Source organism: Pseudomonas sp. SLFW (assembly GCF_009905615.1).
Classification (GTDB): Bacteria; Pseudomonadota; Gammaproteobacteria; order Pseudomonadales; family Pseudomonadaceae; genus Aquipseudomonas; species Aquipseudomonas bambusae.
The window spans coordinates 343,936-370,800 of sequence record NZ_JAAAKW010000003.1 but is presented as its reverse complement, the minus strand read 5'-3'; the positions used below and the strand labels follow the sequence as shown (position 1 = coordinate 370,800).

The 26,865-nt window shown below is 61.7% G+C and carries 19 protein-coding genes; 11 read left to right on the top strand and 8 right to left on the bottom strand.

All coding sequences use genetic code 11. The features are described 5' to 3' along the window. Positions 1 to 59: 59 nt before the first annotated feature. Positions 60 to 1,055, bottom strand: coding sequence for an aldo/keto reductase (locus GVN17_RS07545; protein WP_166594602.1), 996 nt, complete (start codon positions 1,053 to 1,055; stop codon positions 60 to 62). A gap of 132 nt (positions 1,056 to 1,187) precedes the next feature. Between GVN17_RS07545 and GVN17_RS07540 the strand changes: the two genes are divergently transcribed. From GVN17_RS07540 to GVN17_RS07500, 9 genes are all read left to right on the top strand, one after another. Next, entirely contained in the window at positions 1,188 to 2,105 is a 918-nt protein-coding gene (locus tag GVN17_RS07540) for a LysR family transcriptional regulator (RefSeq protein WP_166594601.1), read from the top strand. Between the two features lie 123 nt (positions 2,106 to 2,228). Beyond that, positions 2,229 to 2,729 carry a thiol peroxidase gene (gene tpx, locus GVN17_RS07535; RefSeq protein ID WP_166594600.1) on the top strand — a complete coding sequence of 167 codons (501 nt, stop codon included), beginning with the start codon at positions 2,229 to 2,231 and terminating at the stop codon, positions 2,727 to 2,729. Between the two features lie 196 nt (positions 2,730 to 2,925). Then, on the top strand, positions 2,926 to 4,248 hold the full coding sequence (locus tag GVN17_RS07530; RefSeq protein WP_166594599.1) for an MdtA/MuxA family multidrug efflux RND transporter periplasmic adaptor subunit: 1,323 nt from the start codon (positions 2,926 to 2,928) through the stop codon (positions 4,246 to 4,248). Next, a complete protein-coding gene (locus tag GVN17_RS07525; protein WP_166594598.1) occupies positions 4,245 to 7,340 on the top strand; it encodes an MdtB/MuxB family multidrug efflux RND transporter permease subunit in 3,096 nt (1,031 codons plus the stop codon). Before GVN17_RS07530 ends, GVN17_RS07525 begins: the two co-directional genes overlap by 4 nt. Further along, positions 7,337 to 7,528 (top strand): hypothetical protein, encoded by a 192-nt coding sequence (locus tag GVN17_RS07520; protein WP_166594597.1) that lies wholly within the window; start codon positions 7,337 to 7,339, stop codon positions 7,526 to 7,528. The genes GVN17_RS07525 and GVN17_RS07520 overlap by 4 nt, the downstream gene beginning before the upstream one ends. Further along, entirely contained in the window at positions 7,528 to 10,635 is a 3,108-nt protein-coding gene (locus tag GVN17_RS07515; protein ID WP_166594596.1) for an efflux RND transporter permease subunit, read from the top strand. The genes GVN17_RS07520 and GVN17_RS07515 overlap by 1 nt, the downstream gene beginning before the upstream one ends. Then, the gene (locus GVN17_RS07510; RefSeq protein ID WP_166594595.1) at positions 10,632 to 12,122 is read left to right on the top strand and encodes an efflux transporter outer membrane subunit; all 1,491 of its coding nucleotides are present in this window, start codon (positions 10,632 to 10,634) and stop codon (positions 12,120 to 12,122) included. Before GVN17_RS07515 ends, GVN17_RS07510 begins: the two co-directional genes overlap by 4 nt. 126 nt (positions 12,123 to 12,248) lie before the next feature. After that, on the top strand, positions 12,249 to 14,339 hold the full coding sequence (locus GVN17_RS07505) for a bifunctional diguanylate cyclase/phosphodiesterase (protein WP_166594594.1): 2,091 nt from the start codon (positions 12,249 to 12,251) through the stop codon (positions 14,337 to 14,339). A 104-nt stretch (positions 14,340 to 14,443) separates the two neighbouring features. Continuing rightward, on the top strand, positions 14,444 to 15,190 hold the full coding sequence (locus GVN17_RS07500; protein WP_166594593.1) for an SDR family oxidoreductase: 747 nt from the start codon (positions 14,444 to 14,446) through the stop codon (positions 15,188 to 15,190). A gap of 160 nt (positions 15,191 to 15,350) precedes the next feature. Here GVN17_RS07500 and mapR read toward each other — a convergent pair whose 3' ends face one another. The 4 genes from mapR to GVN17_RS07480 form a co-directional block, all read right to left on the bottom strand. Continuing rightward, positions 15,351 to 16,799, bottom strand: coding sequence for a GntR family transcriptional regulator MpaR (gene mapR / locus GVN17_RS07495; RefSeq protein ID WP_166594592.1), 1,449 nt, complete (start codon positions 16,797 to 16,799; stop codon positions 15,351 to 15,353). A gap of 105 nt (positions 16,800 to 16,904) precedes the next feature. Next, entirely contained in the window at positions 16,905 to 17,153 is a 249-nt protein-coding gene (locus GVN17_RS07490; RefSeq protein ID WP_166594591.1) for a DUF3203 family protein, read from the bottom strand. Between the two features lie 169 nt (positions 17,154 to 17,322). Next, positions 17,323 to 18,504 (bottom strand): M14-type cytosolic carboxypeptidase, encoded by a 1,182-nt coding sequence (locus tag GVN17_RS07485; protein ID WP_166594590.1) that lies wholly within the window; start codon positions 18,502 to 18,504, stop codon positions 17,323 to 17,325. A 106-nt stretch (positions 18,505 to 18,610) separates the two neighbouring features. Continuing rightward, on the bottom strand, positions 18,611 to 19,132 hold the full coding sequence (locus GVN17_RS07480; protein WP_166594589.1) for a DUF4880 domain-containing protein: 522 nt from the start codon (positions 19,130 to 19,132) through the stop codon (positions 18,611 to 18,613). 44 nt (positions 19,133 to 19,176) lie between these two features. Here GVN17_RS07480 and GVN17_RS07475 point away from each other — a divergent pair, with 44 nt between their 5' ends. Next, on the top strand, positions 19,177 to 19,470 hold the full coding sequence (locus tag GVN17_RS07475; protein WP_166594588.1) for a hypothetical protein: 294 nt from the start codon (positions 19,177 to 19,179) through the stop codon (positions 19,468 to 19,470). A 226-nt stretch (positions 19,471 to 19,696) separates the two neighbouring features. On the opposite strand, the gene GVN17_RS07470 is transcribed toward GVN17_RS07475, so the two are convergent. Then, the gene (locus GVN17_RS07470) at positions 19,697 to 20,164 is read right to left on the bottom strand and encodes an Lrp/AsnC family transcriptional regulator (RefSeq protein WP_166594587.1); all 468 of its coding nucleotides are present in this window, start codon (positions 20,162 to 20,164) and stop codon (positions 19,697 to 19,699) included. 224 nt (positions 20,165 to 20,388) lie between these two features. Between GVN17_RS07470 and GVN17_RS07465 the strand changes: the two genes are divergently transcribed. Beyond that, positions 20,389 to 23,874, top strand: coding sequence for an indolepyruvate ferredoxin oxidoreductase family protein (locus GVN17_RS07465; RefSeq protein WP_166594586.1), 3,486 nt, complete (start codon positions 20,389 to 20,391; stop codon positions 23,872 to 23,874). A 206-nt stretch (positions 23,875 to 24,080) separates the two neighbouring features. Here GVN17_RS07465 and GVN17_RS07460 read toward each other — a convergent pair whose 3' ends face one another. Together GVN17_RS07460 and GVN17_RS07455 are read right to left on the bottom strand one after the other, a co-directional pair. Continuing rightward, positions 24,081 to 26,042 carry an acetyl/propionyl/methylcrotonyl-CoA carboxylase subunit alpha gene (locus GVN17_RS07460; protein WP_166594585.1) on the bottom strand — a complete coding sequence of 654 codons (1,962 nt, stop codon included), beginning with the start codon at positions 26,040 to 26,042 and terminating at the stop codon, positions 24,081 to 24,083. Further along, complete coding sequence (locus GVN17_RS07455; protein WP_166594584.1) at positions 26,039 to 26,854, bottom strand: gamma-carboxygeranoyl-CoA hydratase; 816 nt, start codon at positions 26,852 to 26,854, stop codon at positions 26,039 to 26,041. Before GVN17_RS07455 ends, GVN17_RS07460 begins: the two co-directional genes overlap by 4 nt. Positions 26,855 to 26,865: the final 11 nt, after the last annotated feature.

Sequence of the window (26,865 nt, the reverse complement as noted above, 5' to 3'; positions counted from 1 at the left end):
ACAATAGGTGCCTGACACACCGCCATCGCGGGCAAGCTCACTCTCACAGGTGCTCACTGCTAACCATTCACCAACTTCATCGCCGCTTCCGGATACCGCCCACCGGACACCGCTTCCACCGGGAACAAATCCTTCAGCGCCTGCAACTCACCGGCGCTAAGCTTCACGTCCAGCGCTGCTGCGTTTTCTTCCAGGTATTTACGCTGCTTGGTCCCTGGGATCGGGATCACGTCGTTGCCCTGGGCCAGCACCCAAGCCAATGCCAGTTGCCCCGCACTGATGCCTTTGTCCGCCGCCAGTTGCTGGACCTTTTCCACCAACCGAAGGTTTTTCGCAAAGTTCTCGCCCTGAAAACGCGGGCTGCTGCGGCGGTAGTCGTCGGCCGCGAAGTCGTCGGGGCTTTTCAGGGTGCCGGTGAGGAAGCCACGGCCCAACGGGCTGTAGGGCACGAACGCGATGCCCAGTTTGCGACAGGTTTCCAGCACGCCGTTTTCTTCCGGCTCCCGGCTCCATAGCGAGTATTCGGTCTGCAGGGCGGCAATCGGATGGACCTTGTGCGCGCGTTCCAGCGTGGCCGCCGACGCTTCGCTCAGCCCCAGGTAACGGACTTTACCGGCCTTGACCAGCTCGGCCATGGCGCCCACCGATTCTTCGATGGCAATCTTCGGATCGATCCGGTGCTGGTAGTACAAATCCAGCGTGTCGATCTTCAATCGCTTTAACGTGCCATCGATGGCGTTGCGAATGTATTCCGGGCTGCCGTCGACGCCACGGGCACCGGCATCCCCCGGGGTGCGCACGATGCCGAACTTGCTGGCGATGAACGCCTGATCCCGCTTGCCGACCAGTGCCTTGCCCAGCAGTTCTTCGTTGGTGTGCGGGCCGTACATGTCGGCGGTGTCGAACAGCGTGACCTCCAGTTCCAGCGCGCGGTGAATCGTCGCAATGGCTTCCTGTGTGTCGCCGCCGGTGGTGTAGAAATCGGTCATGCCCATGCAGCCCAGCCCGACGGCCGATACCTGAGGTCCGTTTTTGCCCAGTTGACGCGTTTGCATGCTGCGTTCCTTTTGAATGTCGAACGGTTTCAAGACTCACCCATGGTGCCCCTCGACAGAGGCGGGATAAACCGGCTAAAAGTGCTTTCACTGTTGGCTTTTTCTAAACAATCCCTGACCGCCGGAGCCACGATGGACCGTTTCAATGCCATGCGCGCGTTCACCCGCATTGTCGACCTGGGCGGTTTCGGCAAGGCTGCCGACAGCCTGCACATGCCTCGGGCGTCAGTGACGATCTTGATCAAACAGCTCGAAGCGCACCTCGGCGTGCAGTTGCTTCGGCGCACCACCCGGCAAGTCACGCCAACGCCCGACGGGCAGGCGTATTACGAGCGCTGCGTCAGCCTGCTCAATGACCTGGACGACACCGAGTCGATCTTTTCCTCCAGCGCCAAAGCCCCGGAAGGCGTGCTGCGGGTGGACATGCCGTCGGGCGTGGGGCGGCTGATCCTCATGCCTGCGCTGCCAGCCTTTACGGAGCGTTATCCCGGTCTGGAGATGGAAGTGGGCGTGAGCGATCGACCGGTGGACCTGATTCGCGACGGCGTCGATTGCGTGATCCGGGGCGGGCAGGCGTTGGACCATTCGCTGGTGGCGCGCCCGTTGGCACAGATGCGGCAAGTGGTGTGCGCCAGCCCGGCGTACCTGGAACGTCACGGCACGCCGCTGACCCTGGAGGACCTGAAGCGGCACAAGGTCATCGAATATTTTTCCGCGACATCGAGTAAACGCTATGGGCTCGAATTCGTCATTGACGGCAGGGATCAGGAGCTCAGCTTGCCCAAGACCCTGGCGACCAACAGCGCCGACGGCTATCTGGCGGCGTGCGCGGCGGGCTACGGTCTGGTGCAGACGCCCTGGTATCACGCCGCCGAGGCCTTGCAGCGCGGCGAAGTGGTCGAAGTGTTGAGCGATCATCCTCAGCCCCGATTGCCCCTCACCGCGCTGTACCCGGCGCACCGCCAGATGTCGCGGCGGGTGAGGGTGTTCGTCGACTGGATGGTCGAATTGTGTGCCACGCCGGGCCTGCTGGACAAACCCGCGGACTGACCGTGCCCGACACCTCAATCGGCAACATTTTCGTGTATACCGGTAGGTCGCTAACCGGTTTCGTGGTTAACTTCCGGTCTTGTCGTACACCGAACCTGCCACCTCAGAATAAGGACTCAGCTCATGGCTCAAGTGACTCGTAGAGGCTCCCCGGTACAAATCAGCGGCGAACTGCCAAAAGTCGGCAGCAAGGCCCCGGCCTTCAAACTGGTCGGCGCCGACCTGTCTGACGTCACCCTGGACACCTTTGCTGGCAAGCGCAAAGTGCTGAACATCTTCCCAAGCGTCGACACCCCGACCTGCGCCACCTCGGTGCGCAAATTCAACGCCCAGGCCAATGACCTGAACAATGCCGTCGTGCTGTGCATTTCGGCTGACCTGCCGTTCGCTCAGGCCCGTTTCTGCGGCGCCGAAGGGCTGGAAAACGTGAAAAACCTGTCCACCATGCGCGGCGCCGAGTTCCTGGAGAACTACGGCGTTGCCATCGCTGACGGCCCAATGGTCGGCTTGACCACCCGTGCGGTCGTGGTGCTGGACGAAAACAACACCGTCCTGCACAGCGAGCTGGTGCCGGAAATCGGTCAGGAGCCGAACTACGACGCGGCGCTGTCCGTTCTCAAGTAACACGCTGCCAGGTATTGCCGGACCGTTACCGGTAATACTTCGCAACACAAGACGGCCTGACTCGATCAGGCCGTTTTCATTTGCAGTTCAGCACGTTAGCCACGTGAGCGTTGGGTAAATTGCCGGTAAAGGCCCTTTGCTTGGCACCTAACTATGCTTATTGTTCAGCCTCCCGCGCACTCTGGTCTTTTTATTCATGCAATCGTCCGCTCCTCGCAGTTCCCGTCGCTGGCTGATCAGCCTGTTGGTCTTAGTGATTGTTGCCGCCGTTTGCTGGCATTTCTGGCCCGGCTCGGCAGCCAAGACCGACGCGACGGCGCAAAAGAGCGAACAGGCCCACAGAGGCTCGGGTCGTAGCGGCACGGGCAAGACCGGCGCGCCACGGCCTGGCTTCGGCGGTTCCACCGGACCTGTGCCGGTCCGCGTCGCCCCGGCGAGCACCGGTGATTTCCCGATCTATTATAAGGCGCTGGGCACCGTCACCGCGCTCAACACCATCAACGTCCGCAGCCGGGTGGCGGGTGAACTGATGAAGATTAACTTCCAGGAAGGCCAGCAAGTAAAGGCCGGTGATTTGCTCGCGGTCATCGACCCACGCAGCTACCAGATCGCCCTTCAGCAGGCCGAAGGCACGCTGATGCAGAATCAGGCGCTGTTGAAAAACGCGCAGATCGACGTCCAGCGGTATCGCGACCTCTATAAAGAAGACAGCATCGCCAAGCAGACGCTGGACACCGCCGAGTCCCAGGTGGGCCAATATCTGGGCACCATCAAGACCAATCAGGCCGCCGTCGGCGACGCCAAACTCAACCTCGACTTCACCCAGATCCGTGCACCGATCTCCGGCCGCATCGGCCTGCGCCAACTGGACGTCGGCAACCTGGTGGCGGCCAACGACACCACGGCACTCGCTGTGATCACCCAGACCAAGCCGATCTCCGTCAATTTCACCCTGCCGGAAAAAGACCTGCCGGACGTGATCAGCCATTACCGCACCGGTGAAAAACTGCTGGTCGAAGCGTGGGACCGGGGCGACGTGAAATTGCAGGCCAAGGGTTTTTTGGCGAGCATCGATAACCAGATCGACATCACCACCGGCACCCTGAAGTTCAAGGCCCGCTTCGATAACGACAACGAAGCGCTGTTCCCCAATCAGTTCGTCAACGCCCGCCTGCTGGCCACCACCCTGAAAAACGTCGTGCTGGTCCCGTCTGCGGCGGTGCAGTTCGGGGTCAACGGCACCTTCGTCTACGTCATGGACGGCGACAAGAAAGTCCGCATCCGTCCGCTGAAAACCGGGCCGAGCGATGAAAACGCCACCGTGATCACAGAAGGCCTGGCCGCTGGCGACCGCGTGGTGCTGGAAGGCACCGACCGCCTGAAAGACGGCAGTACGGTGGAAGTGGTCAACGACAGCAAGGACGTGCCGGTGACGCCGGGCGAAAAACTGCAAGGGCAACCGTCCAAGGAGTCCGGTGAATCGGCCAGCGCCGACGCCGCGAAAAAAGGCAACGTATGAACCTGTCCCGCCTGTTCATCCTCAGGCCCGTCGCCACGACGCTGAGCATGCTGGCCATCGTGTTGGCCGGCCTGATCGCGTACACGCTATTGCCGGTGTCGGCGCTGCCGCAGGTGGATTACCCGACCATTCGCGTCATGACGCTGTACCCCGGCGCCAGCCCGCAGGTGATGACCAGTGCCGTGACGGCGCCGCTGGAGCGCCAGTTCGGCCAGATGCCGGGCCTGACGCAAATGGCCTCTACCAGTTCCGGCGGCGCGTCGGTGATCACCCTGCGTTTCAGTCTCGACATCAACATGGACGTCGCCGAGCAGGAAGTGCAGGCCGCGATCAACGGCGCAACCAACCTGCTGCCCAATGATCTGCCCGCGCCGCCGACCTACAACAAGGTCAACCCGGCGGACACTCCGGTGCTGACCCTGGCGATCACCTCGAAAACCATGCTGCTGCCCAAGCTCAACGACCTGGTCGACACGCGCATGGCGCAGAAAATCTCGCAGATCAGCGGCGTGGGCATGGTCACCATCGCGGGCGGTCAGCGCCAGGCCGTGCGGATCAAGGTCAACCCGGATGCGCTGGCCGCCAATGGCCTGAACCTGTCGGACGTGCGTACGCTGGTCAGCGCCTCCAACGTCAACACCCCCAAGGGTAACTTTGACGGTCCGACCCGGGTGTCGATGCTCGACGCCAACGACCAGCTCAAGTCTCCCGAGGAGTACGCCAACCTGATCCTCGCCTACAGCAACGGCGGGCCGCTGCGTCTGAAAGACGTGGCGCAGATTGTCGACGGCGCCGAAAACGAACGCCTCGCCGCGTGGGCCAATGAGAACCAGGCCGTGCTGCTGAACATCCAGCGTCAGCCGGGGGCCAACGTCATCGAGGTGGTGGACCGGATCAAGGCGCTGTTGCCGAGCATCACCAACAACCTGCCGGCCGGTCTGGAAGTGGTGGTATTGACCGACCGCACCCAGACCATCCGCGCTTCGGTGAGCGACGTGCAGCACGAATTGCTCGTGTCCATCGCGCTCGTGGTGCTGGTGACGTTCCTGTTCCTGCGCCGTTTCAGCGCGACGATCATTCCGTCGGTGGCCGTGCCGCTGTCGCTGATCGGCACCTTTGGTGTGATGTACCTTGCAGGCTTTTCGGTCAACAACCTGACCCTGATGGCCATGACCATCGCCACCGGTTTCGTGGTGGACGACGCCATCGTCATGCTGGAAAACATTTCCCGGCACCTGGAGGAGGGCGAGACTCCATTGCAGGCGGCGCTCAAGGGCGCGAAGCAGATCGGCTTCACGTTGGTGTCGCTGACCGTCTCGCTGATTGCCGTGCTGATTCCGCTGCTGTTCATGGCGGACGTGGTGGGGCGGCTGTTCCGCGAGTTCGCCATCACCCTGGCCGTGGCGATCCTGATTTCGCTGGTGGTGTCCCTGACCCTGACGCCGATGATGTGTGCCCGCTTGCTCAAGCGTGAACCGAAGGAAGAAGAGCAGGGCCGTTTCTACCGCGCCAGCGGCGTGTGGATCGATTGGCTGGTGGAGGCCTATGGTCGCAAGTTGCAGTGGGTGCTCAGACACCAGCCGATCACCTTGCTGATCGCCATCGCGACCCTTGGCATCACGGTGCTGCTGTACCTGGCCGTGCCCAAGGGCTTTTTCCCGGTGCAGGACACCGGCGTGATTCAGGGCATTTCCGAGGCGCCGCAGTCGGTGTCGTTTGCGGCCATGAGTGAACGGCAGCAGGCGCTGGCGAAGATCGTCCTGCGAGACCCGGCCGTGGCCAGCCTGTCGTCCTACATCGGCGTGGACGGCGACAATGCCACGCTGAACAGCGGGCGCATGCTGATCAACCTAAAGCCACACGCCGAACGCAGTGAATCTGCAACCGAGGTGATTCAGCGTCTGCAACCGGAAGTGGATCAGCTCTCGGACATCCGCCTGTTCATGCAGCCGGTGCAGGACCTGACCATCGAAGACCGCGTCAGCCGCACGCAATACCAGTTCAGCATGTCCTCGCCGGACGCCGAACTGTTGAGCCTGTGGAGCGGCAAGCTGGTCGAGGCGCTGGCCGAACGCCCTGAACTCACCGACGTCGCCAGCGACCTTCAGGACAAAGGCTTGCAGGTGTACCTCAACATCGACCGCGATGCAGCGAGTCGCTTGGGCGTGACCGTCTCGACCATCACCGACGCGCTGTATGACGCCTTCGGGCAGCGGCAGATTTCCACCATTTACACCCAGGCCAGCCAGTACCGCGTGGTGCTGCAAGCGGCGGCAGGCAGCGAACTGGGGCCGAAGGCGCTGGAGCAGATTCACGTCAAGACCACCGACGGTGGCCAGGTCAAACTGTCCAGTCTGGCGAAAGTGGAACAGCGTCAGGCGCAGTTGGCCATCGCCCACATCGGCCAGTTCCCGGCGGTGATGATGTCGTTCAACCTTGCCCCCGGCGTGGCGCTGGGCAAGGCCGTGGAAGTGATTCAGCAGGTGCAGAAGGACATCGGCATGCCGATTGGCGTGCAGACCGAATTCCAGGGCGCCGCCGAAGCGTTCCAGGCCTCGCTCTCCAGCACGTTGCTGTTGGTGCTGGCCGCCGTGGTGACCATGTACATCGTGCTGGGCGTGCTCTACGAGAGTTACATCCATCCGATCACCATCCTCTCGACCCTGCCGTCGGCGGCCATCGGCGCCTTGCTGGCGTTGATCCTCAGCGGCAACGACCTGGGCATGATCGCGATCATCGGCATCATTCTGCTGATCGGCATCGTCAAGAAGAACGCGATCATGATGATCGACTTCGCCCTCGACGCCGAGCGCAACCGGGGCATCGACCCGCAGACCGCGATCTACGAAGCGGCGTTGCTGCGCTTCCGGCCAATCCTGATGACCACGTTGGCCGCGCTGTTCGGCGCCATCCCCTTGATGTTCGCCACCGGCTCGGGTGCGGAGTTGCGCCAACCGCTGGGGCTGGTGATGGTCGGCGGGTTGCTGGTCAGCCAGGTCCTGACCCTCTTCACCACGCCGGTCATCTATCTGTATTTCGATCGCTTGGGGGGCCGGTTTCGTCGGTCGAGTAAGACTGAGGAGGCGGTATGACCGGCAGCTTCGAGTTTCGAGCTGCAAGCTGCCAGCTGGTCGGTGGCGCGGCTTTTTCTTGCACTTCGCCGCTCGAATTTCGTAGCTGCATCAGCGGCAGCCACGAGCCTCAAGCTGCAAGCTGCAAGCCGATCGGCGCCGCGGCTTTTTCTTGCAGCTTGCAGCTTGAAACTCGAGGCTGCTTCTAATGAACCTGTCGGCGCCTTTCATCCGTCGGCCCGTGGCGACGATTCTGCTGAGCCTGGCGATCATGCTATTGGGCGGCATGAGCTTCAATCTGTTGCCGGTGTCGCCGCTGCCGAACATGGATTTCCCGGTGATCGTGGTGTCGGCGACGTTGCCCGGCGCGAGCCCGGAAATCATGGCGTCCAGCGTGGCCACGCCGCTCGAACGTTCCTTGGGCACGATTGCCGGGGTGAACACCATGAGCAGCCGTTCGAGCCAGGGCACTACGCGGATCATTCTGCAATTCGACATGGACCGGGACATCAACGGCGCTGCCCGTGAGGTGCAGGCCGCGATCAACGCGTCGCGCAGCTTGTTGCCCAGCGGGATGCGCAGCATGCCGACTTACAAGAAGGTCAACCCGTCCCAGGCACCGATCATGGTGCTGTCGCTGACGTCGGACGTGCTGGAGAAGGGCGAGCTGTACGACCTGGCCTCAACCATTCTGTCCCAGAGCCTGTCGCAGGTGAATGGCGTCGGCGAAGTGCAGATCGGCGGCAGTTCGTTGCCTGCCGTGCGGGTCGAGTTGGAGCCTAAGCTGTTGGACCAGTACGGCGTGTCGCTGGACGAAGTGCGCACGACGATTGCCAACGCCAACGTGCGTCGTCCGAAAGGTTCGGTGGAGAACGCCGAACACAACTGGCAGGTGCAGGCCAACGATCAACTGGAGAAGGCCAAGGATTACGGCCCGCTGGTGATTCGCTACCAGAACGGCGCGGCGCTGCGCCTCAAGGACGTGGCCCGGGTCAAGGATTCGGTCGAGGACCGCTACAACAGCGGGTTCTTCAATAAGAAATCCGCCGTGTTGCTGGTGATCAACCGGCAGGCAGGCGCGAACATCATCGAAACCGTGGCGGCGATCAAGGCGCAATTGCCCGCGCTGCAGGCCGTGCTCCCCGCCAGCGTCAAGCTCGACTTGGCGATGGACCGCTCGCCAGTCATCAAGGCGACGCTGCACGAGGCGGAAATGACCCTGTTGATCGCTGTGGTGCTGGTGATCATGGTGGTGTTCCTGTTCCTTGGCAATTTCCGCGCCTCGCTGATCCCGACGCTGGCCGTGCCGGTGTCGCTGGTGGGCACGTTTGCCATCATGTACCTCTATGGTTTTTCGTTGAACAACCTGTCGCTGATGGCGCTGATTCTGGCCACGGGACTGGTGGTGGACGATGCCATTGTGGTGCTGGAGAACATTTCCCGGCACATCGACGAGGGTGTGCCGCCGATGGAGGCCGCGTATCGCGGGGCCCAGGAGGTCGGCTTCACGCTGCTGTCGATGAACGTGTCACTGGTGGCGGTGTTCATCTCGATCCTGTTCATGGGCGGGCTGGTGGAAAGCCTGTTCCGCGAGTTCTCTATCACGCTGTCGGTGTCGATCATCGTGTCGTTGGTGGTGTCCCTGAGCCTGACCCCGATGCTCTGCGCCCGCTGGCTCAAGCCTCACGTGCCAGGCACGGAAAACCGCTTGCAACGCTGGAGCCAGTGGGTCAACGACCGTATGGTCGCCGGGTATGACCGCAGCCTCGGCTGGGCGTTGCGTCACCGACGCCTGACCCTGTTGACCCTGCTGATCACCATCGGCGTGAACATCGCGCTCTACGTGGTGGTGCCGAAAACCTTCCTGCCGCAACAGGACACCGGCCAGTTGATCGGCTTCGTGCGGGGCGATGATGGGCTGTCGTTCTCGGTCATGCAGCCCAAACTCAATGTGTTCCGTGACGCGCTGCTCAAGGACCCGGCCGTGGAAAGCGTCGCCGGGTTCATTGGTGGCAACGGCGGCACGGGCAACGCGTTCATCATCGTGCGCCTCAAGCCCATCTCCGAGCGCAAGATCGGCTCCGAGCAGGTGGTGGAGCGGTTGCGCAAGGAAATGCCGCTGGTGCCGGGCGGCCGGCTGTTCCTGCAACCGGATCAGGACCTGCAACTGGGCGGCGGCCGTGAGCAGACCACCTCGCAATACCAGTACATCCTGCAAAGCGGCGATCTGGAAAGCCTGCGCGAGTGGTACCCGAAGGTCGCCGCTGCGTTCAAGACACTGAAGGAACTGACCGCCATCGACGCCCGTGACGGCGGCGGCACCCAGCAAGTGACCCTGATCGTTGACCGCGACGCGGCGAAGCGTCTGGGCATCGACATGAACACGGTGACCACCGTGCTGAACAACGCCTACAGCCAGCGACAAATTTCGACCATCTACGACCCGCTCAACCAGTACCGGGTGGTGATGGAAATCAACCCGAAATACGCGCTGGACCCGATCACCCTGGAGCAGGTGCAGGTGATCACCGCCGATGGCGCGCGAGTGCCGCTGTCGACCATCGCCCATTACGAACGCAGCCTGGAAGACGACCGGGTCAGCCATGACGGCCAGTTCGCCTCGGAAAGCATCTCTTTCGACCTCGCCGAAGGCGTCAGCCTCGATGACGCCAACGCCGCTATCGAACGCTCAGTGGCCGCGCTGGGGCTGCCCGAAGACGTGATTGCCAAAATGGCCGGCACCGCCGACGCCTTCGCCGCGACGCAAAAGAGCCAGCCGTTTATGATCCTTGGTGCGCTGGTAGCCGTGTACCTGGTGCTGGGCATTTTGTACGAAAGTTACGTGCACCCGCTGACCATCCTCTCGACGCTGCCTTCGGCGGGTGTCGGTGCGTTGTTGAGTATTTACCTCACCGGTGGGCAGTTCAGCCTGATTTCGCTGCTGGGGCTGTTTCTGCTGATCGGCGTGGTGAAAAAGAACGCTATTTTGATGATCGACCTCGCGCTGCAACTGGAGCGGGGCAGCGGCATGACGCCCATGGAGTCGATCCGCAACGCGTGTCTGCAACGCTTGCGCCCCATTCTGATGACCACGCTGGCGGCGATTCTTGGCGCCGTGCCGTTGCTGCTCAGCAGTGCCGAGGGCGCGGAAATGCGTCACCCGCTGGGCCTGACGATCATCGGCGGCCTGATCCTGAGCCAGATTCTCACGCTGTACACCACGCCCGTGGTTTACCTTTATCTCGACCGTCTGCGTCACCGCGTCAATAAGTGGCGCGGCGTGCGGACGGATGCTGCCCTGGAAACAACGCTATGACCCTTCGCCAGAACCTTTTGACCCCACAGCGGACGTTGCCCGTGCGACGGCTCTTCGCCGTCAGCTTCAGCGTGTTGCTGCTCAGCGCGTGTGCGGTCGGGCCGGATTACAAGAAGCCCGACGTCACCACGCCCGCGCACTTCAAGCAGGCCGACGGCTGGACCCAGGCCAACCCCAGCGACGCCATCGCTCGCGGTGCGTGGTGGGAAATTTACGGCGACGCGCAACTGAATGGGCTGGTGGAAAAACTCAACACCTCCAACCAGACCGTCGCCCAGTACGACGCGCAATACCGTCAGGCCGAGGCGCTGGTGCGCAGCGCACGAGGGGCGTTCTTTCCGACGCTGGACCTGACCACCAGCAAGAACCGTTCGAGCCAGGGCACCGGCAGCAGCAACTCCAGCCTGAGCAGCTCCAGCAGCGGGATTCGCGACACCTACAATGCGCAGCTGGGCGTGAGTTGGGAGGCTGATGTGTGGGGCAAGTTGCGTCGAGGGCTGGAAGCCGACAAGGCCAGCGCCCAAGCCAGTCTGGCTGATCTGGCTTCGATGCAACTAAGCCTGCAATCGCAGCTGGTGCAGAATTACCTGCAATTGCGGGTGATCGACGAGCAGAAGCGTCTGCTGGAGTCCACGGTGCAGACCTACGAGCGCTCCCTCAAATTGACGCAGAATCAATACCGCGCCGGTATTTCCGGGCGTGACGCCATTGCTCTGGCGCAGACCCAACTCAAAAGCACACAGGCCGACCTCATCGACCTCGCCTGGCAGCGGGCGCAGTTCGAGAGCGCCATCGCGGTGTTGATGGGGCAGGCTCCGGCGGATTTCAGCCTGGCGCCGACCACGAACATTCCGGCCTTGCCGCAGATTCCGGCACAACTGCCCTCGCAGTTGCTGGAGCGTCGCCCGGACATCGCGGCCGCCGAGCGCTCGGTCATGACCGCCAACGCCAACATCGGTGTGGCCAAGGCGGCGTATTACCCTGATCTGACCCTGAGCATGAACGGCGGCTACAGCAGCAGTACGTTCAGCAACTGGATCACCTTGCCCAACCGTTTCTGGTCGGTGGGGCCGCAACTGGCCATGACCCTGTTCGACGGCGGTCAGCGCGCCGCCGAGGTGGATCGCACCCAAGCTGTCTACGATCAGACGGTCGCCCAGTATCGCCAGACTGTGCTCGACGGCTTCAAGGAAGTCGAAGATTACATGGCGCAACTGCGGGTCTATGAGCAGGAAGCTCAGGTGCGCGCCGAGGCGCTGGACGCCGCCCGCGATTCGTTGCGCCTGACGAGTAACCAGTACAAGGCGGGCCTGATTGGCTATCTTGATGTCGTCAACGTGCAAACCACCGCATTGAGCAACGAACGCAGCGTGCTGAATGTGTTGCAGAGCCGGTTGATAGCCAGCGTTCAATTGATCGCGGCACTGGGCGGTGGATGGAATGCCGAGAGCGGGCTGTCGCGTGACCCGGAGATAACCCGGCGCTGAGCAAGGGCTAAATGGCTCAGTGCCATTATTTCGATGGACTGACGCGACATTCTTGCGGATTTCGGTAGAATTGCGCCGAGTTCATGGGGCCATCTGGCCCTTGTCGTTGAGTCGCGAGTTACGCCCATGTTGATTGGACACTACACCTTTTCGCTGGTCCTGGTTTCCATCCTTGTGGCGATCCTGGCGTCGTACACGGCGCTCGACCTTGCGGGCCGCATTTCCACCGCCAAAGGCAGAGCCAAACCCTTGTGGATTCTGGGCGGCGCGCTGTCCATGGGCATTGGCGTCTGGTCAATGCATTTCATCGGCATGCTCGCGTTCAAACTGCCCATCGACCTGGGCTTCGACCTGTCCCTGACTCTCCTTTCCCTGTTGCTGGCGGTGCTGTCGTCCGGCCTGGCCTTGTGGCTGGTAAGCCATGAGCGCGTGCCGTTGCTGCACGTTGTATTCGGCGCGCTGGCCATGGGCGTCGGCATCAGCACCATGCACTACACCGGCATGGCGGCGCTGCGTATGCTGCCGGGCATCGACTACGACCCGACGCTGTTCGGCGCGTCGCTGATCATCGCGGTCACGGCGTCCGGCGCTGCGCTGTGGATCGCCCTGAGATTGCGTAAAGCAACCCCCTATATCCGTTTGATGCGCGGCGGGGCAGCCGTGGTCATGGGCTTCGCCATCGTCGGCATGCATTACACCGGCATGGCGGCGGCCAACTTTCCCGAGGGCAGTTTCTGCGGCGCGGCGGCCACGGGGCTGCGCACGGACGGCCTGGACAAACTGGTGCTGATCACCACCCTCGCGGTCCTGGCCATCACCTTGCTGACGTCGGTGCTCGACGCGCGCCTCGAAGCCCGTACCGCTCAACTGGCCCAGTCACTGAGTGAAGCCAATCGCGAGCTGACCCAACTGGCGCTGCATGACACCCTGACCGGGCTCCCCAACCGCATTCTGCTGGCAGACCGCATCGAGCAGGCCATGCGCAAGGTGGATTCCCAAGGCGGCCTGTTCGCCCTGATGTTCATGGACCTGGACGGCTTCAAGCCGGTCAATGACGCCTTTGGCCACCACGTCGGCGACCAGCTGTTGCGTGAGGTGGCGTTGCGCATGCGCGACAACTTCCATCGCCATGACACGCTGGCCCGTATCGGCGGCGATGAATTCGTGTTGCTGGTGGAGCTGGAAGAAGTCGACGACGCAACCACCGTGGCGTCCCGTCAGGTCAGTCTGGTGGGCAGGCCGTTCAACGTGCAGGACCATGACCTGCAAGTCACGGTGAGCATCGGCATCAGCCTTTACCCCGGTAACGGGCGCACCCAGCAGGAATTGCTGATGAACGCCGACGCGGCCATGTACCACGCTAAAAGCGCGGGCAAAAACGGCTACAGCTTCTTCGATGCGTCGATGAACACCAACGCCCGCAACCAGCTGCAATTGCTGCAGGATTTGCGCATCGGCCTGCGCGAAGGGCAGTTCTGCCTGCATTATCAACCGAAATTCGCGGCCGGGTCGGGCACGCCTGTCGGGGCCGAAGCGCTGGTGCGCTGGAACCACCCCGAGCACGGTTTGCTGATGCCGGATGCGTTCATCGGCCTGGCGGAAAAAACCGGGCTGATCATCAACCTCGGCGAGTGGGTGCTCAATGAGGCCTGTCGGCAGATGCGCGTCTGGTACGACGCTGGGTACACCGACTGGCGCATCGCGGTCAACCTGTCGGCCTTGCAGTTCTGTCACGCCGGGCTGGTCAGAAGTGTGGCAACGTCGCTGGCGGCCCACGGTTTGCCCGCCAACTGCCTGACCCTGGAAATCACCGAAACCACGGCCATGAGCGACGCTGACGCCAGCATGTCCGTGCTGCAAAAACTCTCGGAGATGGGCGTCGACATTTCCATCGACGACTTCGGCACCGGCTACTCCAGCCTGATGTACCTCAAGCGGTTGCCAGCCAACGAGCTGAAAATCGACCGTGGCTTCGTCCGCGACCTGGAACATGACAGCGACGACGCCGCGATCGTCTCGGCCATCGTCGCGCTGGGGCAGGCATTGAACCTGCGAATCGTTGCCGAAGGCGTAGAAACCAGCAGCCAGCAGAATTTTCTGACGGAGCTGGGGTGCGATTCATTGCAGGGGTATTTGCTGGGTGTTCCGTTGCCAGCAGACCGCTTCATGGCGGATATTAGCGCGGCGCAGAACCGCGTCTCCGAGAACACCGTTTGACGTTTCACGCTTGGCATAACACTGGGACGCTACCAAAGACGGCGCATGCAGCTGGCGATTGGCAGAACCCGGAAAAAGATTAGAGCTTTGATTCGGATACTCCCATGGATAAAAACCTCCTCATCACTGGCGGCTCCAGAGGTATTGGTGCTGCCACGGCAGTTCTGGCGGCGTCGCAAGGTTATCGCGTGTGCATCAATTACCTGTCTGATCATGACGCCGCGGAACGCGTCTGCCATCAGATCCGCGAGGCAGGGGGTCATGCCATCGCGATTCAGGCGGACGTCAGCAACGAAGACGAAATCATTCGTCTGTTTGCCAAGGTGGACGCCGAGCTGGGGCGCATCAGTGCACTGGTGAACAACGCGGGCACCGTGGGCGAACAGTCCCGGGTCGAAAACATGTCCGAATTCCGCATGCTCAAGATCATGATGAGCAACGTCGTCGGCCCTATGCTGTGCAGCAAACACGCGTTGCTGCGCATGCTGCCGCGTCACGGCGGCCACGGCGGCAGCATCGTCAACGTCTCGTCGGTGGCGGCACGCCTGGGGTCGCCGGGCGAGTACGTGGATTACGCCGCGTCGAAGGGCGCGCTCGACACCTTCACTCTGGGTCTGTCCAAAGAAGTGGCGGGCGAGGGGGTTCGGGTCAACGCGGTGCGCCCTGGCTACATCTTCACCGATTTCCACGCCCTGAGCGGTGACCCACAACGGGTGACCAAGCTCGAACCGACCATCCCGATGGGGCGTGGCGGGCTTGCCGACGAAGTGGCAGAGGCGATTTTGTGGCTGCTGTCGGACAAAGCGTCGTATTCGACCGGGACATTTATTGATCTGGGTGGCGGTCGCTGATCCTGCTACAGGACGGGATATTCCCCACATCCCGCCTGGAGATGATCATCTCTGTGGGAGCGAATTCATTCGCGAATGGGTCCAGCCGATGAAGAGGTGTCGTCTGTACCGACGTATCGCGAATGAATTCGCTCCCACAGGTCATGTGCCCTTCTGATCGTCACCCCATCATCGACTTGATGATCTTCCCCAAGGTCTCCATCGCCCGCTCGGCCGTCTCGCTCCACGGGCTGCCGTAGTTCAGGCGGATACAGTGTTTGAACCGTCGCGTCGGGGAGAAGATCGGGCCAGGCGCGAGGCTGATGCCTTGGGCGGAGGCGACCTGAAACACCTTCAACGAATCGATCTGCTCAGGCAGCTCAACCCACAGAAAATACCCGCCCGATGGCTGGCTGACTCGGACCTGCGACGGAAAATACCGGGCGACGGCGCTGAGCATGGCGCGCAACTGATCTTCCAGGCTGTTGCGCAATTTGCGCAGGTGCCGGTCGTAGCCGCCGTGTTGCAGGTAATCGGCGATCGCGGCCTGTGCCGGCATCGACGCACACAGCGAGGTCATGATTTTCAGCCGCTCGACCTTCTGCGCATAACGCCCGGCCGCCACCCAACCCACGCGATAGCCGGGGGCCAGGCTCTTGGCGAACGACCCGCAATGCAGCACCAGACCCTCGGTGTCGAAGGCCTTGGCGGGTTTCGGCGCGTGCTGCCCGTAATACAACTCGGCGTAGACATCGTCTTCGATCAGCGGCACGTCGTGCTTGCGCAGCAGCTCCACCAGTTCACGTTTGCGCGCTTCAGGCACCGTCGCACCGGTGGGGTTCTGAAAGGTGGTCATGCTCCAGCAGGCTTTGATCGGGTAGCGCTCCAACGCGTGTTCGAGCACGTTGAGGTCGATGCCGGTCTGTGGGTGCACGGGGATTTCCACGGCCTTGAGCTTCAGCCGCTCCAGCACTTGCAGGCAGGCATAGAACGCCGGGGCTTCGATGGCCACCAGGTCACCCGGTTCAGTGACCGCTTGCAGGCACAGGTTCAAGGCTTCCAGCGCGCCGTTGGTGATCAGCAGCTCTTCCATCGGCAGCATCTGCCCGGCCACCATGTAGCGCAGGGCGATCTGCCGACGCAGGGTGGGGTTGCCGGGCGATAAGTCGCTGACCACCATGCTCGGGTCCATGTCACGGGTGGCGCTGGCCAGTGAACGGGCGAGGCGCTGCAACGGGAACAGCCCCGCGCTGGGAAACGCCGAGCCGAATGGGACGGTGTTCGGGTCTTTGATCGATTCCAGCACCGAGAACACCAGCTCGCTGACATCGACTTCCGTGGACTCACTGACGTGGGCTTCCAGCGGGAGCCCCGACACGGGCTGGGCCTCAAAGCGAGGGGCCGCAAACGTTTCGGGGGCGAGGCTGTCGTTGACGAAGTACCCGGATCGCGGCCGTGCACGGATCAGGCCTCGGCGCTCCAGCAGGTAATAGGCTTGAAAAACCGTTGAAGGGCTGACCCCGTGGGTTTGGCTGGCGTAACGCACCGACGGCACTCGTTGACCCGCAGCCAGGACGCCAGAACGGATGAGTTCGGCAATGTCGTCAGCGAATTTCTCATAGCGTTTCATGGCGGGCTCACTCGGAAAGATGCCCGAACTATGCTCGCCCAACTGTTTTTAGTACAGGGGCAGTTTTTTCGATAAAAAGCAGATCAGAAGGTCATCTTGTAGCGGTCAGATCACCGGCGAGTCTTCACCCGGTTCGACGCCCACGGTGTGATGCCTGCGATCCTGAGCCAGATACACCGTCAGCGCATCCGCTTCGGCTTCCGTAATCGGCACCTTCTGCCCGCGAATGTTGGCTTCGGACATGTGGGTCGCATCATTGGTGGTGATCACCACGTCAGTGATCGGGCTGCTGTAGGGGGTGCCGTCGACCACCGCTGTGCAGGTGGTGTGGTCGCTGTTGAATTCGAGAGGCATGATCGTGCTCCTTCATAGGCCTATAAAGGTGCGACTGCGCAGCGCGCTCATTGTTTCGGCGTCCAGACGTGAGGCGCAGGCTCGTCGGACGGGTGAGCGAGCCGGCGGCGCGATTCGCGAGATCGCCACCGCCGACACGTCAGGCTGCCACAGGGAAAGGCGTGCGCTGTCAGCGAAGCACAGACACCATTTGCCCCAGCACGGTCAGCACATCCCGGGCCAGTTGCATCGAGCGTCTGCCCGACCAGCCGGTGACGATGTCCGGTGCATCGTCGTTGTCCTTGAACGGCATTTCAAGGGTCAGCGACAGGCATTTGTAGCGCTCGCCGACGCTGTTGCAGGCCAGGTTCATGTTGGCCTTGCCAGGTTGACCTTTCGGGTAGCCGTAGCGGGTCTGGAAGTCTTTGGTCAGGCCACTCAGGCGAGCGCGGAAGTCGGCTTCCAATGCCTTCTGCTGCTCGGTGTACCCCGGATTGCCCTCACAGGCGGCGGTAAAGACGTACGGTATTTCCTCGTCACCGTGGACATCGAGGAACATGTCCACGCCGTATTTTTCCATCTGTTCCCTGGCGAAATACACTTCGGGGCTGAGTTCCGGTGTCGAATCCTGCCACGCACGGTTCAAGTCTTTGCCTTGGGCGTTGGTGCGCAAATGACCATGGAACGAGCCGTCCGGGTTCATGTGCGGTATCAGGTACAGATCAGCCGAGGCGAGCAGGGCCTGCAACTCAGGATCATTCTCTTGCAGCCGCTCGATGATGCCTTCCATGAACCATTCGGCCATGTGCTCACCGGGGTGTTGCTGGGCGATGATCCAGATCTTGCGTTTGCCGGGTGCACCGTCGCCTTTGCGCAGCAGCGGAATGTCTCGGCCCTCGACGCTTTTGCCCGTCGCCAGCACTTCAGTGCCAGCCTTGTTCAGCGCCTGATCGATCAGCCAATCGTGACGTTCCCGGCTGTACGGCTCGAAATAGGCGAACCAGATGTGTGGTTGCTCAGGCGACAGTTCGAAATTCAGCGCTTTGCCGTCGAAGTGGCTAGGGACGCGAAACCAGGTTTTCTGGTCGTAGGAGGCGGCGGCGTTGTAGCCGGTCCACGCGCGGTTGTAGCTGGATTCGCTGGCGTTGCACAGGCTGAACGCGTGAGGTTCGCCCACTTGCATGCCATCGACCTTGAAGTGGAACCACTGAAAATGCGGGCTGCGGGTGTCGGGTCGAATGGCCAGTTGGACATTCTGAGGGCTGCTTGCATCGAGTACGACGATGTTGCCGCTGTCGAAATCGCTGGTAACGGAGAGGGCGGTCTGAATCACGGAAAAGTCCTGAGTACGTAAGTGCCAACTCAGCGCCATGGCAGGCCGTATCCATCAAATGAGGAGGGCGCTGCTGGGCTGTTATAACCGCTACTTTACACGCATCAGGTCGGGGACCGGCGACAGAAACGGTTGCTGATGGGACTCAGGTGAAGGCTTCAGCGGTGACCAACAGGCTGCACAGAAAGGCGGTCAACATCAGCCAGCCGATGTAAACCCGGCGTTTGCGGCGGTACCAGCCGCTGGCGCCCATCAGCGCAGCGGGTGCTTCCAGGCTGCGCCAGAGGCGTTCGGCGTCCTGGAATGCGTTCAAATGACGTGAGTCGGCGTCGAGCCAGTGGCGGAATTCGATGCGCTGGCTGGCGGTGGCGAGGGGGCTCTGCAAGTGGGCATACCAGCGAAGCGCCTTCTCTGCGGTTTCGTCGGCGCTGTGACTGCAATGGACGAGAACGCGGACGATCTTGCGCTCGACCGAGTCGATGTCCAGTTCAAGCAACTGAGCAATGGCGGTGTAGGGCAACTGATCGAGACGGCTGAGCAGAAAGACCTGCTGCGTCTTGCGCGGGAGTTTTTGAATCCGCCGCCGACAGGTGTCGGTCTCGGCGCTGGCAGGCACGTCGGGTTGGCGAGGGGGCAAGGAAAACATCGAGCTGAGCTGATGGGTCATGGCGTATCACTCGCGGTCATCCGTTGATCATCCTGAGGAGCATCGTGCTGAACAGAGGCGTGGGGGCATCGTCCGTGATGCTCGTCGATGCTAGTGGGTATGAGATTCATTCTCAAGTAAAAGGTCGTTTATCCTCGACTTTTTTACTAAATATGTCGTTTTTGACCGCATTGCCGGTTCAGCGCTCATTTTTCTTTTGCTATGATGCGCGCCATCAAGCAGTCACCCTCTTCATTAGCCTGAAGATGCAACACCCGACCGAACCGCAGCACGAAATCAGACCCTTAAAGGGCACAAAAAAAGACCCGGCAAAAAGCCGGGTCAAAAACCGTGATTAGCCTGATGAGGAGATAATCCGGAAGCCGACCTAAGGCTTCTGGTTTACCGGCCCGTCTCGCGACGGGTTGAGCTCAATAATAATCATTATCATTTGCACGTCAAATGTTTTTTCACGTCTGCGCGAAAAAAGTCTCTGCACGCCAATCTGGGCACCGCGAACTCAAGCTCACCGCTAACACCTCTTGCAGCTTGAAGCTCGCCACTCGTCGCTGCTACTTGGCGCGGCTAGTCGATGGGCAATTCCGTCGTCCGCTTCACGACACTCATCGCGATGTTCGAATGCGCCTCCTGAACATGGGGGCTTTGCAGCAAGTGATCGCGCAGAAATCGTTCATAACTGGCGATGTCCTGGACCACGACCTTGAGCATGAAATCCATGTCGCCCGCCATCGTGTAGCACTCTAGGACTTCGGGAAAACCGATGACCGCCGCCTCGAATTCGGTCAGATAGCGCCGGCCGTGGCCTGACAGTTTCACATCGACGAACACGGTCATGGTCAGCCCGAGCTTTGCGGGATTGAGCAGGGCGACCTTGCGCTCGATCACCCCTTCTTCCTCCAGACGATTGATCCGCCGCCAGCAGGGTGACTGCGACAGTTCGACCCGTTCAGCGATTTCAGCGGCGGACAGGTCGGCGTCGTGCTGCAACAGGCGGAGAATTTTGCGATCGATGGGGCTCAGTTTGACCTGCATGAATTGACCCTTTTTTATTATAAAAGTGAAACAGGCATGCAGAATATCAGCAGAAACCGGCCAAAAGAGAAAGAAAATGCCCGCGCCGCACAGGCAGTATTTGGGCTGTGAGCGTCGGGCTGAACCGTCCCGACGACCGAATGGCAGCACCACGGCCCACGAGGCTTGAGACGCCGCCACTCGCCACATTCAAAACGCACTAATAACAATAAAGGAGTGCCTGAATGTCTTTGGCTGATATTCGTCTGGACGATAAATACCGACTCGCCACCGGTCATCTTTACCTGACCGGAACCCAGGCGCTGACCCGCTTGCCGATGCTGCAAAAGCAGCGCGACGAGGCCCGGGGCCTGAACACCGCCGGTTTCATCTCCGGTTATCGCGGCTCGCCACTGGGCAACCTCGACAAGAGCCTGTGGGACGCCAAGGATTACCTCCAGGAAAACGCTATCCATTTCCAGCCCGGCGTCAACGAAGAGTTGGCCGCCACGGCCGTCTGGGGCAGCCAGCAAGTCAACCTGTTTCCCCATGGCAAGTACGACGGCGTATTCGCCCTGTGGTACGGCAAGGGGCCTGGCGTTGACCGCTGCGGCGACGTCTTCAAGCACGGCAACTCGGCTGGCGTTGCGGAAAAGGGCGGGGTGCTGATCCTCGCGGGCGACGACCACGGCTGCAAATCCTCGACCATCGCCCATCAGAGCGAACACGCGTTCATTGCTTCAATGATCCCGGTGCTCAACCCGAGCAACGTTCAGGAAATCCTCGATTACGGCATCATTGGCTGGGAACTGTCCCGCTACAGCGGCTGCTGGGTGGCGATGAAGACCATTGCCGAAAACGTCGACTCCTCGGCCGTGGTCGAAGTCGATCCACTGCGCATCGAAACCCGCATTCCCGAAGATTTCCAACTGCCGAAAGACGGCCTGCACATCCGCTGGCCCGACACGCCGCTGGCCCAGGAAGCGCGCCTCAACACCTACAAGATTTACGCCGCTCGGGCCTTTGCACGGGCCAACGAACTGAACAAGGTGGTCATCGATTCTCCCGAGCCGCGTCTTGGCATCATCACCACCGGCAAGTCCTACCTCGACGTGCGTCAAGCGCTGGAAGAGCTGGGCATCGACGAAGCGCTGTGCGCGTCGGTGGGCATTCGCGTGCTGAAGGTCGGCATGAGCTGGCCGTTGGAGCCGGTGTCGGTGCACGATTTTGCCGAAGGGCTCGACGAGATTTTGGTGGTCGAGGAAAAGCGCAGCGTCATCGAAGACCAATTGACTGGCCAACTGTACAACTGGCCCGTCGATAAACGCCCTCGTGTGGTGGGTGAGTTCGACGAAGAAGGGCGCTCGTTGCTGCCTAACCTGGCTGAATTGACCCCGGCAATGATTGCCCGGGTGATCGCCAAGCGACTGGCCCCGATCTACAGCAGCCCGACAATCGAAGCGCGGCTGCAATTCCTGCAAGACAAGGAAAAAGCCCTCGCCGCGCCGCTGTTCAACACTCAGCGCACCCCGCATTTCTGCTCCGGTTGCCCGCACAACAGCTCGACCAAGGTCCCGGACGGCAGCCGTGCGCTGGCGGGCATCGGTTGCCACTACATGACCATCTGGATGGACCGGGAAACCGAGACCTTTACCCAAATGGGCGGCGAAGGCGTGACCTGGATCGGTCAGGCGCCATTCACCGAGACCCCGCACGTGTTTCAGAATCTGGGCGACGGCACCTATTTTCACTCCGGCCATCTGGCGCTGCGGGCGGCGGTAGCTTCGAAGGTCAACATTACCTACAAGATTCTCTACAACGACGCGGTGGCCATGACCGGCGGCCAGCCCATCGACGGCATCTTGCGAGTCGATCAGCTCAGTCGTCAGGTGTTCAACGAAGGCGTGCAACGCATTGCGCTGGTGTCGGACGAGCCGGATAAATACCCGAGCCGCGAAGCGTTCGCGCCGATCACGACCTTTCACCATCGCCGTGATCTGGACGCTGTGCAGCGTGAACTGCGCGAGTTCAAAGGCGTGTCGGTCATCATCTACGACCAGACCTGCGCCACCGAGAAACGCCGTCGCCGCAAACGCGGCACGATGCTTGATCTGGACAAGCGCGCGATCATCAACCCGGCCGTGTGCGAAGGTTGCGGCGATTGCGGGGCGAAATCCGGGTGCCTGTCGATTCTCCCGAAAGAAACCGCCGAAGGGCGCAAACGCGAGATCGACCAAAGCGCGTGCAACAAGGATTTCAGCTGCGTCGAGGGCTTCTGCCCGAGCTTCGTCACCGTTCACGGTGGAAAGCTGCGCAAGCCTCAGTTGCCAAAACAGGCCCAAGCGTTTGCGCAATTGCCGGAGCCGACGCTGCCGAGCCTCGACCAACCGTTCAACATCCTGTTGCCGGGCGTGGGCGGGACCGGTGTGACGACGGTGGGTGCGATGCTGGGTTACGCGGCGAACCTCGAAGGGAAGGGCTGCAGCGTGCTCGATCAGGCTGGTCTGGCGCAGAAATTCGGTCCGGTGGTCAGCCACATTCGCATCGCGGCGCGGCAGGAAGACCTGTTCGCCGTGCGCATTGCGGCAGGTGAAGCGCATTTGTTGCTGGGGTGCGATCTGCTGGTGTCGTCCGGCCCTGATGCGATTGCCAAGCTCAACACCGCCAAATCACACGCAGTGGTGAACAGTCAGCAAACGCCGACTGCGGAGTTCACCCGCAATCCCGATGCCGAGTTCCCGGCGGATGCGATGATGCAGACCATTCGCGAGGCTGTGGGTGCGGACAAGACCCACTTCGTGCCTGCCACCGACCTGGCCACCAAACTGATGGGCGACAGCATTGCCAGCAACCTGTTCATGCTTGGATACGCGTTCCAGAAGGGGCTGATTCCGCTGACCTCAGCGGCCATCGAAAAAGCCATCGAGCTGAACGGCGTGGCGGTCAACCTGAACCAGCAAGCCTTTCTGTGGGGGCGTCGAGCGGCGTTCGATCTGAAAGCGGTGCAGGCGGCGGCCAATCCCGAAGCGGTGACCGTATTCGAACCCGAGACGCTGAGCCTTGAGCAGCGTCTGGTCAACAACACCAAAACCCTCACCGCGTATCAGAACCTGGCGTATGCCGAGCGTTATCTGTCGCTGGTCTACAAAGTGCGCGATGCCGAAGCGCGGCTGTTTCCGGGCGAGCAACCGGCGTTGACCGAGGCCGTTGCGTTCAACTACTTCAAGCTGTTGGCCTACAAGGACGAGTACGAAGTGGCGCGTCTGTACAGTAACGGCGAGTTCACCCGTCAGTTGCAGGCGCAGTTCGAAGGCGATTACCGGCTGGAGTTTCATCTGGCGCCGTCGTGGCTGGCCAAGCGCGACCCGCACAACGGCACCCCGCGCAAACGCAGTTTCGGCCCGTGGATGTTGAAGGCCTTCGATGTGCTGGCGAATTTCAAATTCCTGCGCGGGACGGCGTTCGACCCGTTTGGCCGGAGTCTGGAGCGTCGGCAGGAGCGTGCGCTGATCGACAGCTACGTGAGCGACATCGAGCTGATCCTGACGCATCTGAACGCCAGCAATCGCCAGATGGCGCTGAGCCTGGCGCGCTTGCCCGAACGGATTCGCGGGTACGGCCATGTGAAGGAAAGCGCGATGAACGCGGCGGCGTTGCAGGCGGTGCGCATGCGTCAGGGATTGGTGAATGGGGAAGTTGAGCTGCCGAAGTTGTATGAGGTGGCGGCTTGATGTGAATGAGAGCCGGGAGAACCTGTCATTCTTCCGGCTCTGCTAATCCTCTGACGGAACGGGTTCCTGTGGGAGCGAATTCATTCGCGAGACGGTGGTGAAACAGACACGTTTTCTGCCGATGCACCACCGCTTCGTCGGAATGCCGCCCAGAACGAATTCGCTCCTACAGGGTTTGCGTCCAACTGTGGGTTTTGCGCGCGGCGTTAGGTCTCCTTCAGCTCCACCAACACCGTCCCTTCGCTGACCATCTCACCTTCTGCGCAATACATTGCCGAGACGGTGCCCGCCAGATTCGCCCGAATGCTGTGTTCCATTTTCATGGCTTCCAGCACCACCAGCGGCGTCCCGGCTTCGACGGGCTGACCCACCTCGACCAACACCCGCACGATGCTGCCGTTCATGGGCGCACTGAGGCCACCTTGGTGGGTGTGGTTGGCGTCAACGGCGGCAATCGGGTCGAACGCTGTGATCGCGTGCAGCTCGCCCTGCCAGCGCAGGTACAGGGTGTCGCCTCGGCGGATCGCCAGGGTCTGGCGACGCAGCCCGTTGTGTTTGCGGGTCAGTAGTTCGCCTTGCAACGTCACGTCGGTCGAGGGCGCGCTCAGGGTCACTGTGCGGGTTTCGCCTGCGCAGTTCAGCTTCAGCTTGACTTCGTTCGGCAAGCCCAAACGCAAGCCGTTCGTGCTTGACCACGACGAATGAGGATCATCAGCTCGCGCCGTATTCGACGTGCCCTGACGATACGCCTCGGCGGCAACAAGCCAGAATTCCTCGGAGAGTCCTTGGGTCGGCGGCAACAACTCGGCCTGATAACGAGGAATGAACCCGGTGTCCAGTTCGCACGCCGCAAACGCTGGGTGAGCGATGATCCGGCGCAGAAACGCCAGGTTGGTGCGCAATCCGCCGATGGCAAATTCGTCGAGCATGGCCAGCAGTCGCAGCCGCGCCTGTTCGCGGTCTTCGCCCCAGGCGATCAGCTTGCCGAGCATCGGGTCGTAAAATGGTGAAACTTCATCGCCTTCTGTCACGCCGCTGTCCACTCGGCGTCCAGGCCCCGCCGCCGATTCCCGATACACCTGCAAGGTGCCCGTGGCGGGCAAAAAGTCATTGGCCGGGTCTTCAGCGTACAAGCGCACTTCGATGGCGTGGCCGTTGAGCGCCACCTGCGCCTGGGTGATCGGCAACGGCTCGCCCTGGGCCACGCGAATCTGCCAGGCGACCAGGTCCAGGCCGGTGATGGCCTCGGTCACCGGGTGTTCGACCTGCAGCCGCGTGTTCATCTCCATGAAGAAAAACTCGCCCCGCGCATCCAGCAAAAACTCTACCGTGCCCGCACCCACATAGCCGATGGCTTGCGCGGCACGCACGGCGGCTTCGCCCATGGCACGACGCAGCTCAGGACTGAGGCCCGGCGCGGGCGCTTCTTCGACGACCTTCTGGTGACGGCGTTGAATCGAGCAGTCACGCTCATTGAGATAGAGACAGTGTCCGTGCTGATCGGCGAACACCTGAATCTCTACGTGGCGGGGCTTGAGGACGTATTTCTCCACCAGCATGCGCGAATCGCCGAACGACGACTGCGCTTCACGCTGTGCCGAGGCGAGAGCGTCGGCGAGGTCTTCGTCACGCTCGACCACCTTCATGCCTTTACCGCCCCCGCCGGCTGTGGCCTTGAGCAGCACTGGGTAGCCGATGCGCGCGGCGGCGTCACGGAAGGTCTGTGCGTCCTGGGCTTCGCCGTGGTAACCGGGCACCAGTGGTACACCTGCGGTTTCCATCAAGGTCTTGGCGGCGGACTTGCTGCCCATGGCGTCGATGGCCGAGGCGGGCGGGCCGAGAAAAATCAGGCCCGCTTGCTCGACAGCACGAGCGAATCCTGCGTTTTCCGAGAGAAACCCATAGCCCGGATGGATGGCGTGGGCGCCGCTGCTTTTGGCGGCGGCAATCAGTTTGTCGATCTGCAAATAGCTGTCGGCGGCCTTGCTGCCGCCCAGGTCCACAGCGATGTCGGCCTCGCGCACGTGGCGGGCGTCGCGGTCAGTGGCGCTGTGTACCGCAACGGTCGTCAGGCCCATGGCCTTGGCGGTGCGCATCACACGGCAGGCGATTTCGCCCCGGTTGGCCACCAGCACGGACGTCAGGGCGTGGGTGTTCGGGCGGCTCATGGTGTGTCTCCGTTCTTGGATTCGTCTCGCCAGCTCGGCTCGCGCTTGTGCAGAAAGGCGCGTAGACCTTCCTGGCCTTCGGGGCTGACGCGGATGCGGGCGATGGCGTTTTTGCAGTAGCGGCGCAGGGACGGGGTCAATTCGCCGTGACCGACTTCGCGCAGCAAGTCTTTGCTGACCCGCATGGCCTGAGGGCTGTTGAGCAGCAGGTTCGACACCCAGTGTTGCAACTGGGCCTCAAGCTCAGCGGCCGGGTAAGACTCGGCCAGCAGACCGATCTCCCGCGCCCGTTGGCCGTCAAAACGTTCGGCAGTCAGGGCATAACGGCGGGCATGGCGTTCGCCGATGGCCTTGACCACGAACGGGCTGATCACCGCTGGCGCCAGGCCGATCTTCACTTCCGACAGACAGAACTGCGCGTCGTCGGCGCCGATGGCCATGTCGCAGCAACTGATCAGGCCCAGCGCGCCGCCATAGGCCGCGCCTTGAACCACCGCCAGCGTCGGCAATTTCAGTTTGGCGAGGCCGTACATCAGCTCGCCCAGTTCGCGGGCGTCGCCCAAATTGGTCTGATAATCAAGGTTCGCGGACTCCTGCATCCAGGCCAGGTCGGCCCCGGCGCTGAAATGCCGACCGCGCCCCCGCAGCAGCAGAAAGCGTAAGCGGCTGTCGCTCTGGACCTTGTCCAGCGCCAGGATCAGCTCGCGAATCATTTGCGCGTTGAACGCGTTGTTCTTGTCCGGACGGTTAAGCCAGAGGGTCGCAAAACCTCGCGGGTCGTACTCCAGCTCGACGGTGTCGAAATCGGTCATAGTCGTTCCTT

Coding starts and splice junctions, on each gene's coding strand:
- GVN17_RS07545 (WP_166594602.1), bottom strand. CDS start 1,055: ATGCAAACGCGTCAACTGGGCAAAAACGGACCTCAGGTATCGGCCGTC.
- GVN17_RS07540 (WP_166594601.1), top strand. CDS start 1,188: ATGGACCGTTTCAATGCCATGCGCGCGTTCACCCGCATTGTCGACCTG.
- tpx (WP_166594600.1), top strand. CDS start 2,229: ATGGCTCAAGTGACTCGTAGAGGCTCCCCGGTACAAATCAGCGGCGAA.
- GVN17_RS07530 (WP_166594599.1), top strand. CDS start 2,926: ATGCAATCGTCCGCTCCTCGCAGTTCCCGTCGCTGGCTGATCAGCCTG.
- GVN17_RS07525 (WP_166594598.1), top strand. CDS start 4,245: ATGAACCTGTCCCGCCTGTTCATCCTCAGGCCCGTCGCCACGACGCTG.
- GVN17_RS07520 (WP_166594597.1), top strand. CDS start 7,337: ATGACCGGCAGCTTCGAGTTTCGAGCTGCAAGCTGCCAGCTGGTCGGT.
- GVN17_RS07515 (WP_166594596.1), top strand. CDS start 7,528: ATGAACCTGTCGGCGCCTTTCATCCGTCGGCCCGTGGCGACGATTCTG.
- GVN17_RS07510 (WP_166594595.1), top strand. CDS start 10,632: ATGACCCTTCGCCAGAACCTTTTGACCCCACAGCGGACGTTGCCCGTG.
- GVN17_RS07505 (WP_166594594.1), top strand. CDS start 12,249: ATGTTGATTGGACACTACACCTTTTCGCTGGTCCTGGTTTCCATCCTT.
- GVN17_RS07500 (WP_166594593.1), top strand. CDS start 14,444: ATGGATAAAAACCTCCTCATCACTGGCGGCTCCAGAGGTATTGGTGCT.
- mapR (WP_166594592.1), bottom strand. CDS start 16,799: ATGAAACGCTATGAGAAATTCGCTGACGACATTGCCGAACTCATCCGT.
- GVN17_RS07490 (WP_166594591.1), bottom strand. CDS start 17,153: ATGCCTCTCGAATTCAACAGCGACCACACCACCTGCACAGCGGTGGTC.
- GVN17_RS07485 (WP_166594590.1), bottom strand. CDS start 18,504: ATGGCGCTGAGTTGGCACTTACGTACTCAGGACTTTTCCGTGATTCAG.
- GVN17_RS07480 (WP_166594589.1), bottom strand. CDS start 19,132: ATGACCCATCAGCTCAGCTCGATGTTTTCCTTGCCCCCTCGCCAACCC.
- GVN17_RS07470 (WP_166594587.1), bottom strand. CDS start 20,164: ATGCAGGTCAAACTGAGCCCCATCGATCGCAAAATTCTCCGCCTGTTG.
- GVN17_RS07465 (WP_166594586.1), top strand. CDS start 20,389: ATGTCTTTGGCTGATATTCGTCTGGACGATAAATACCGACTCGCCACC.
- GVN17_RS07460 (WP_166594585.1), bottom strand. CDS start 26,042: ATGAGCCGCCCGAACACCCACGCCCTGACGTCCGTGCTGGTGGCCAAC.
- GVN17_RS07455 (WP_166594584.1), bottom strand. CDS start 26,854: ATGACCGATTTCGACACCGTCGAGCTGGAGTACGACCCGCGAGGTTTT.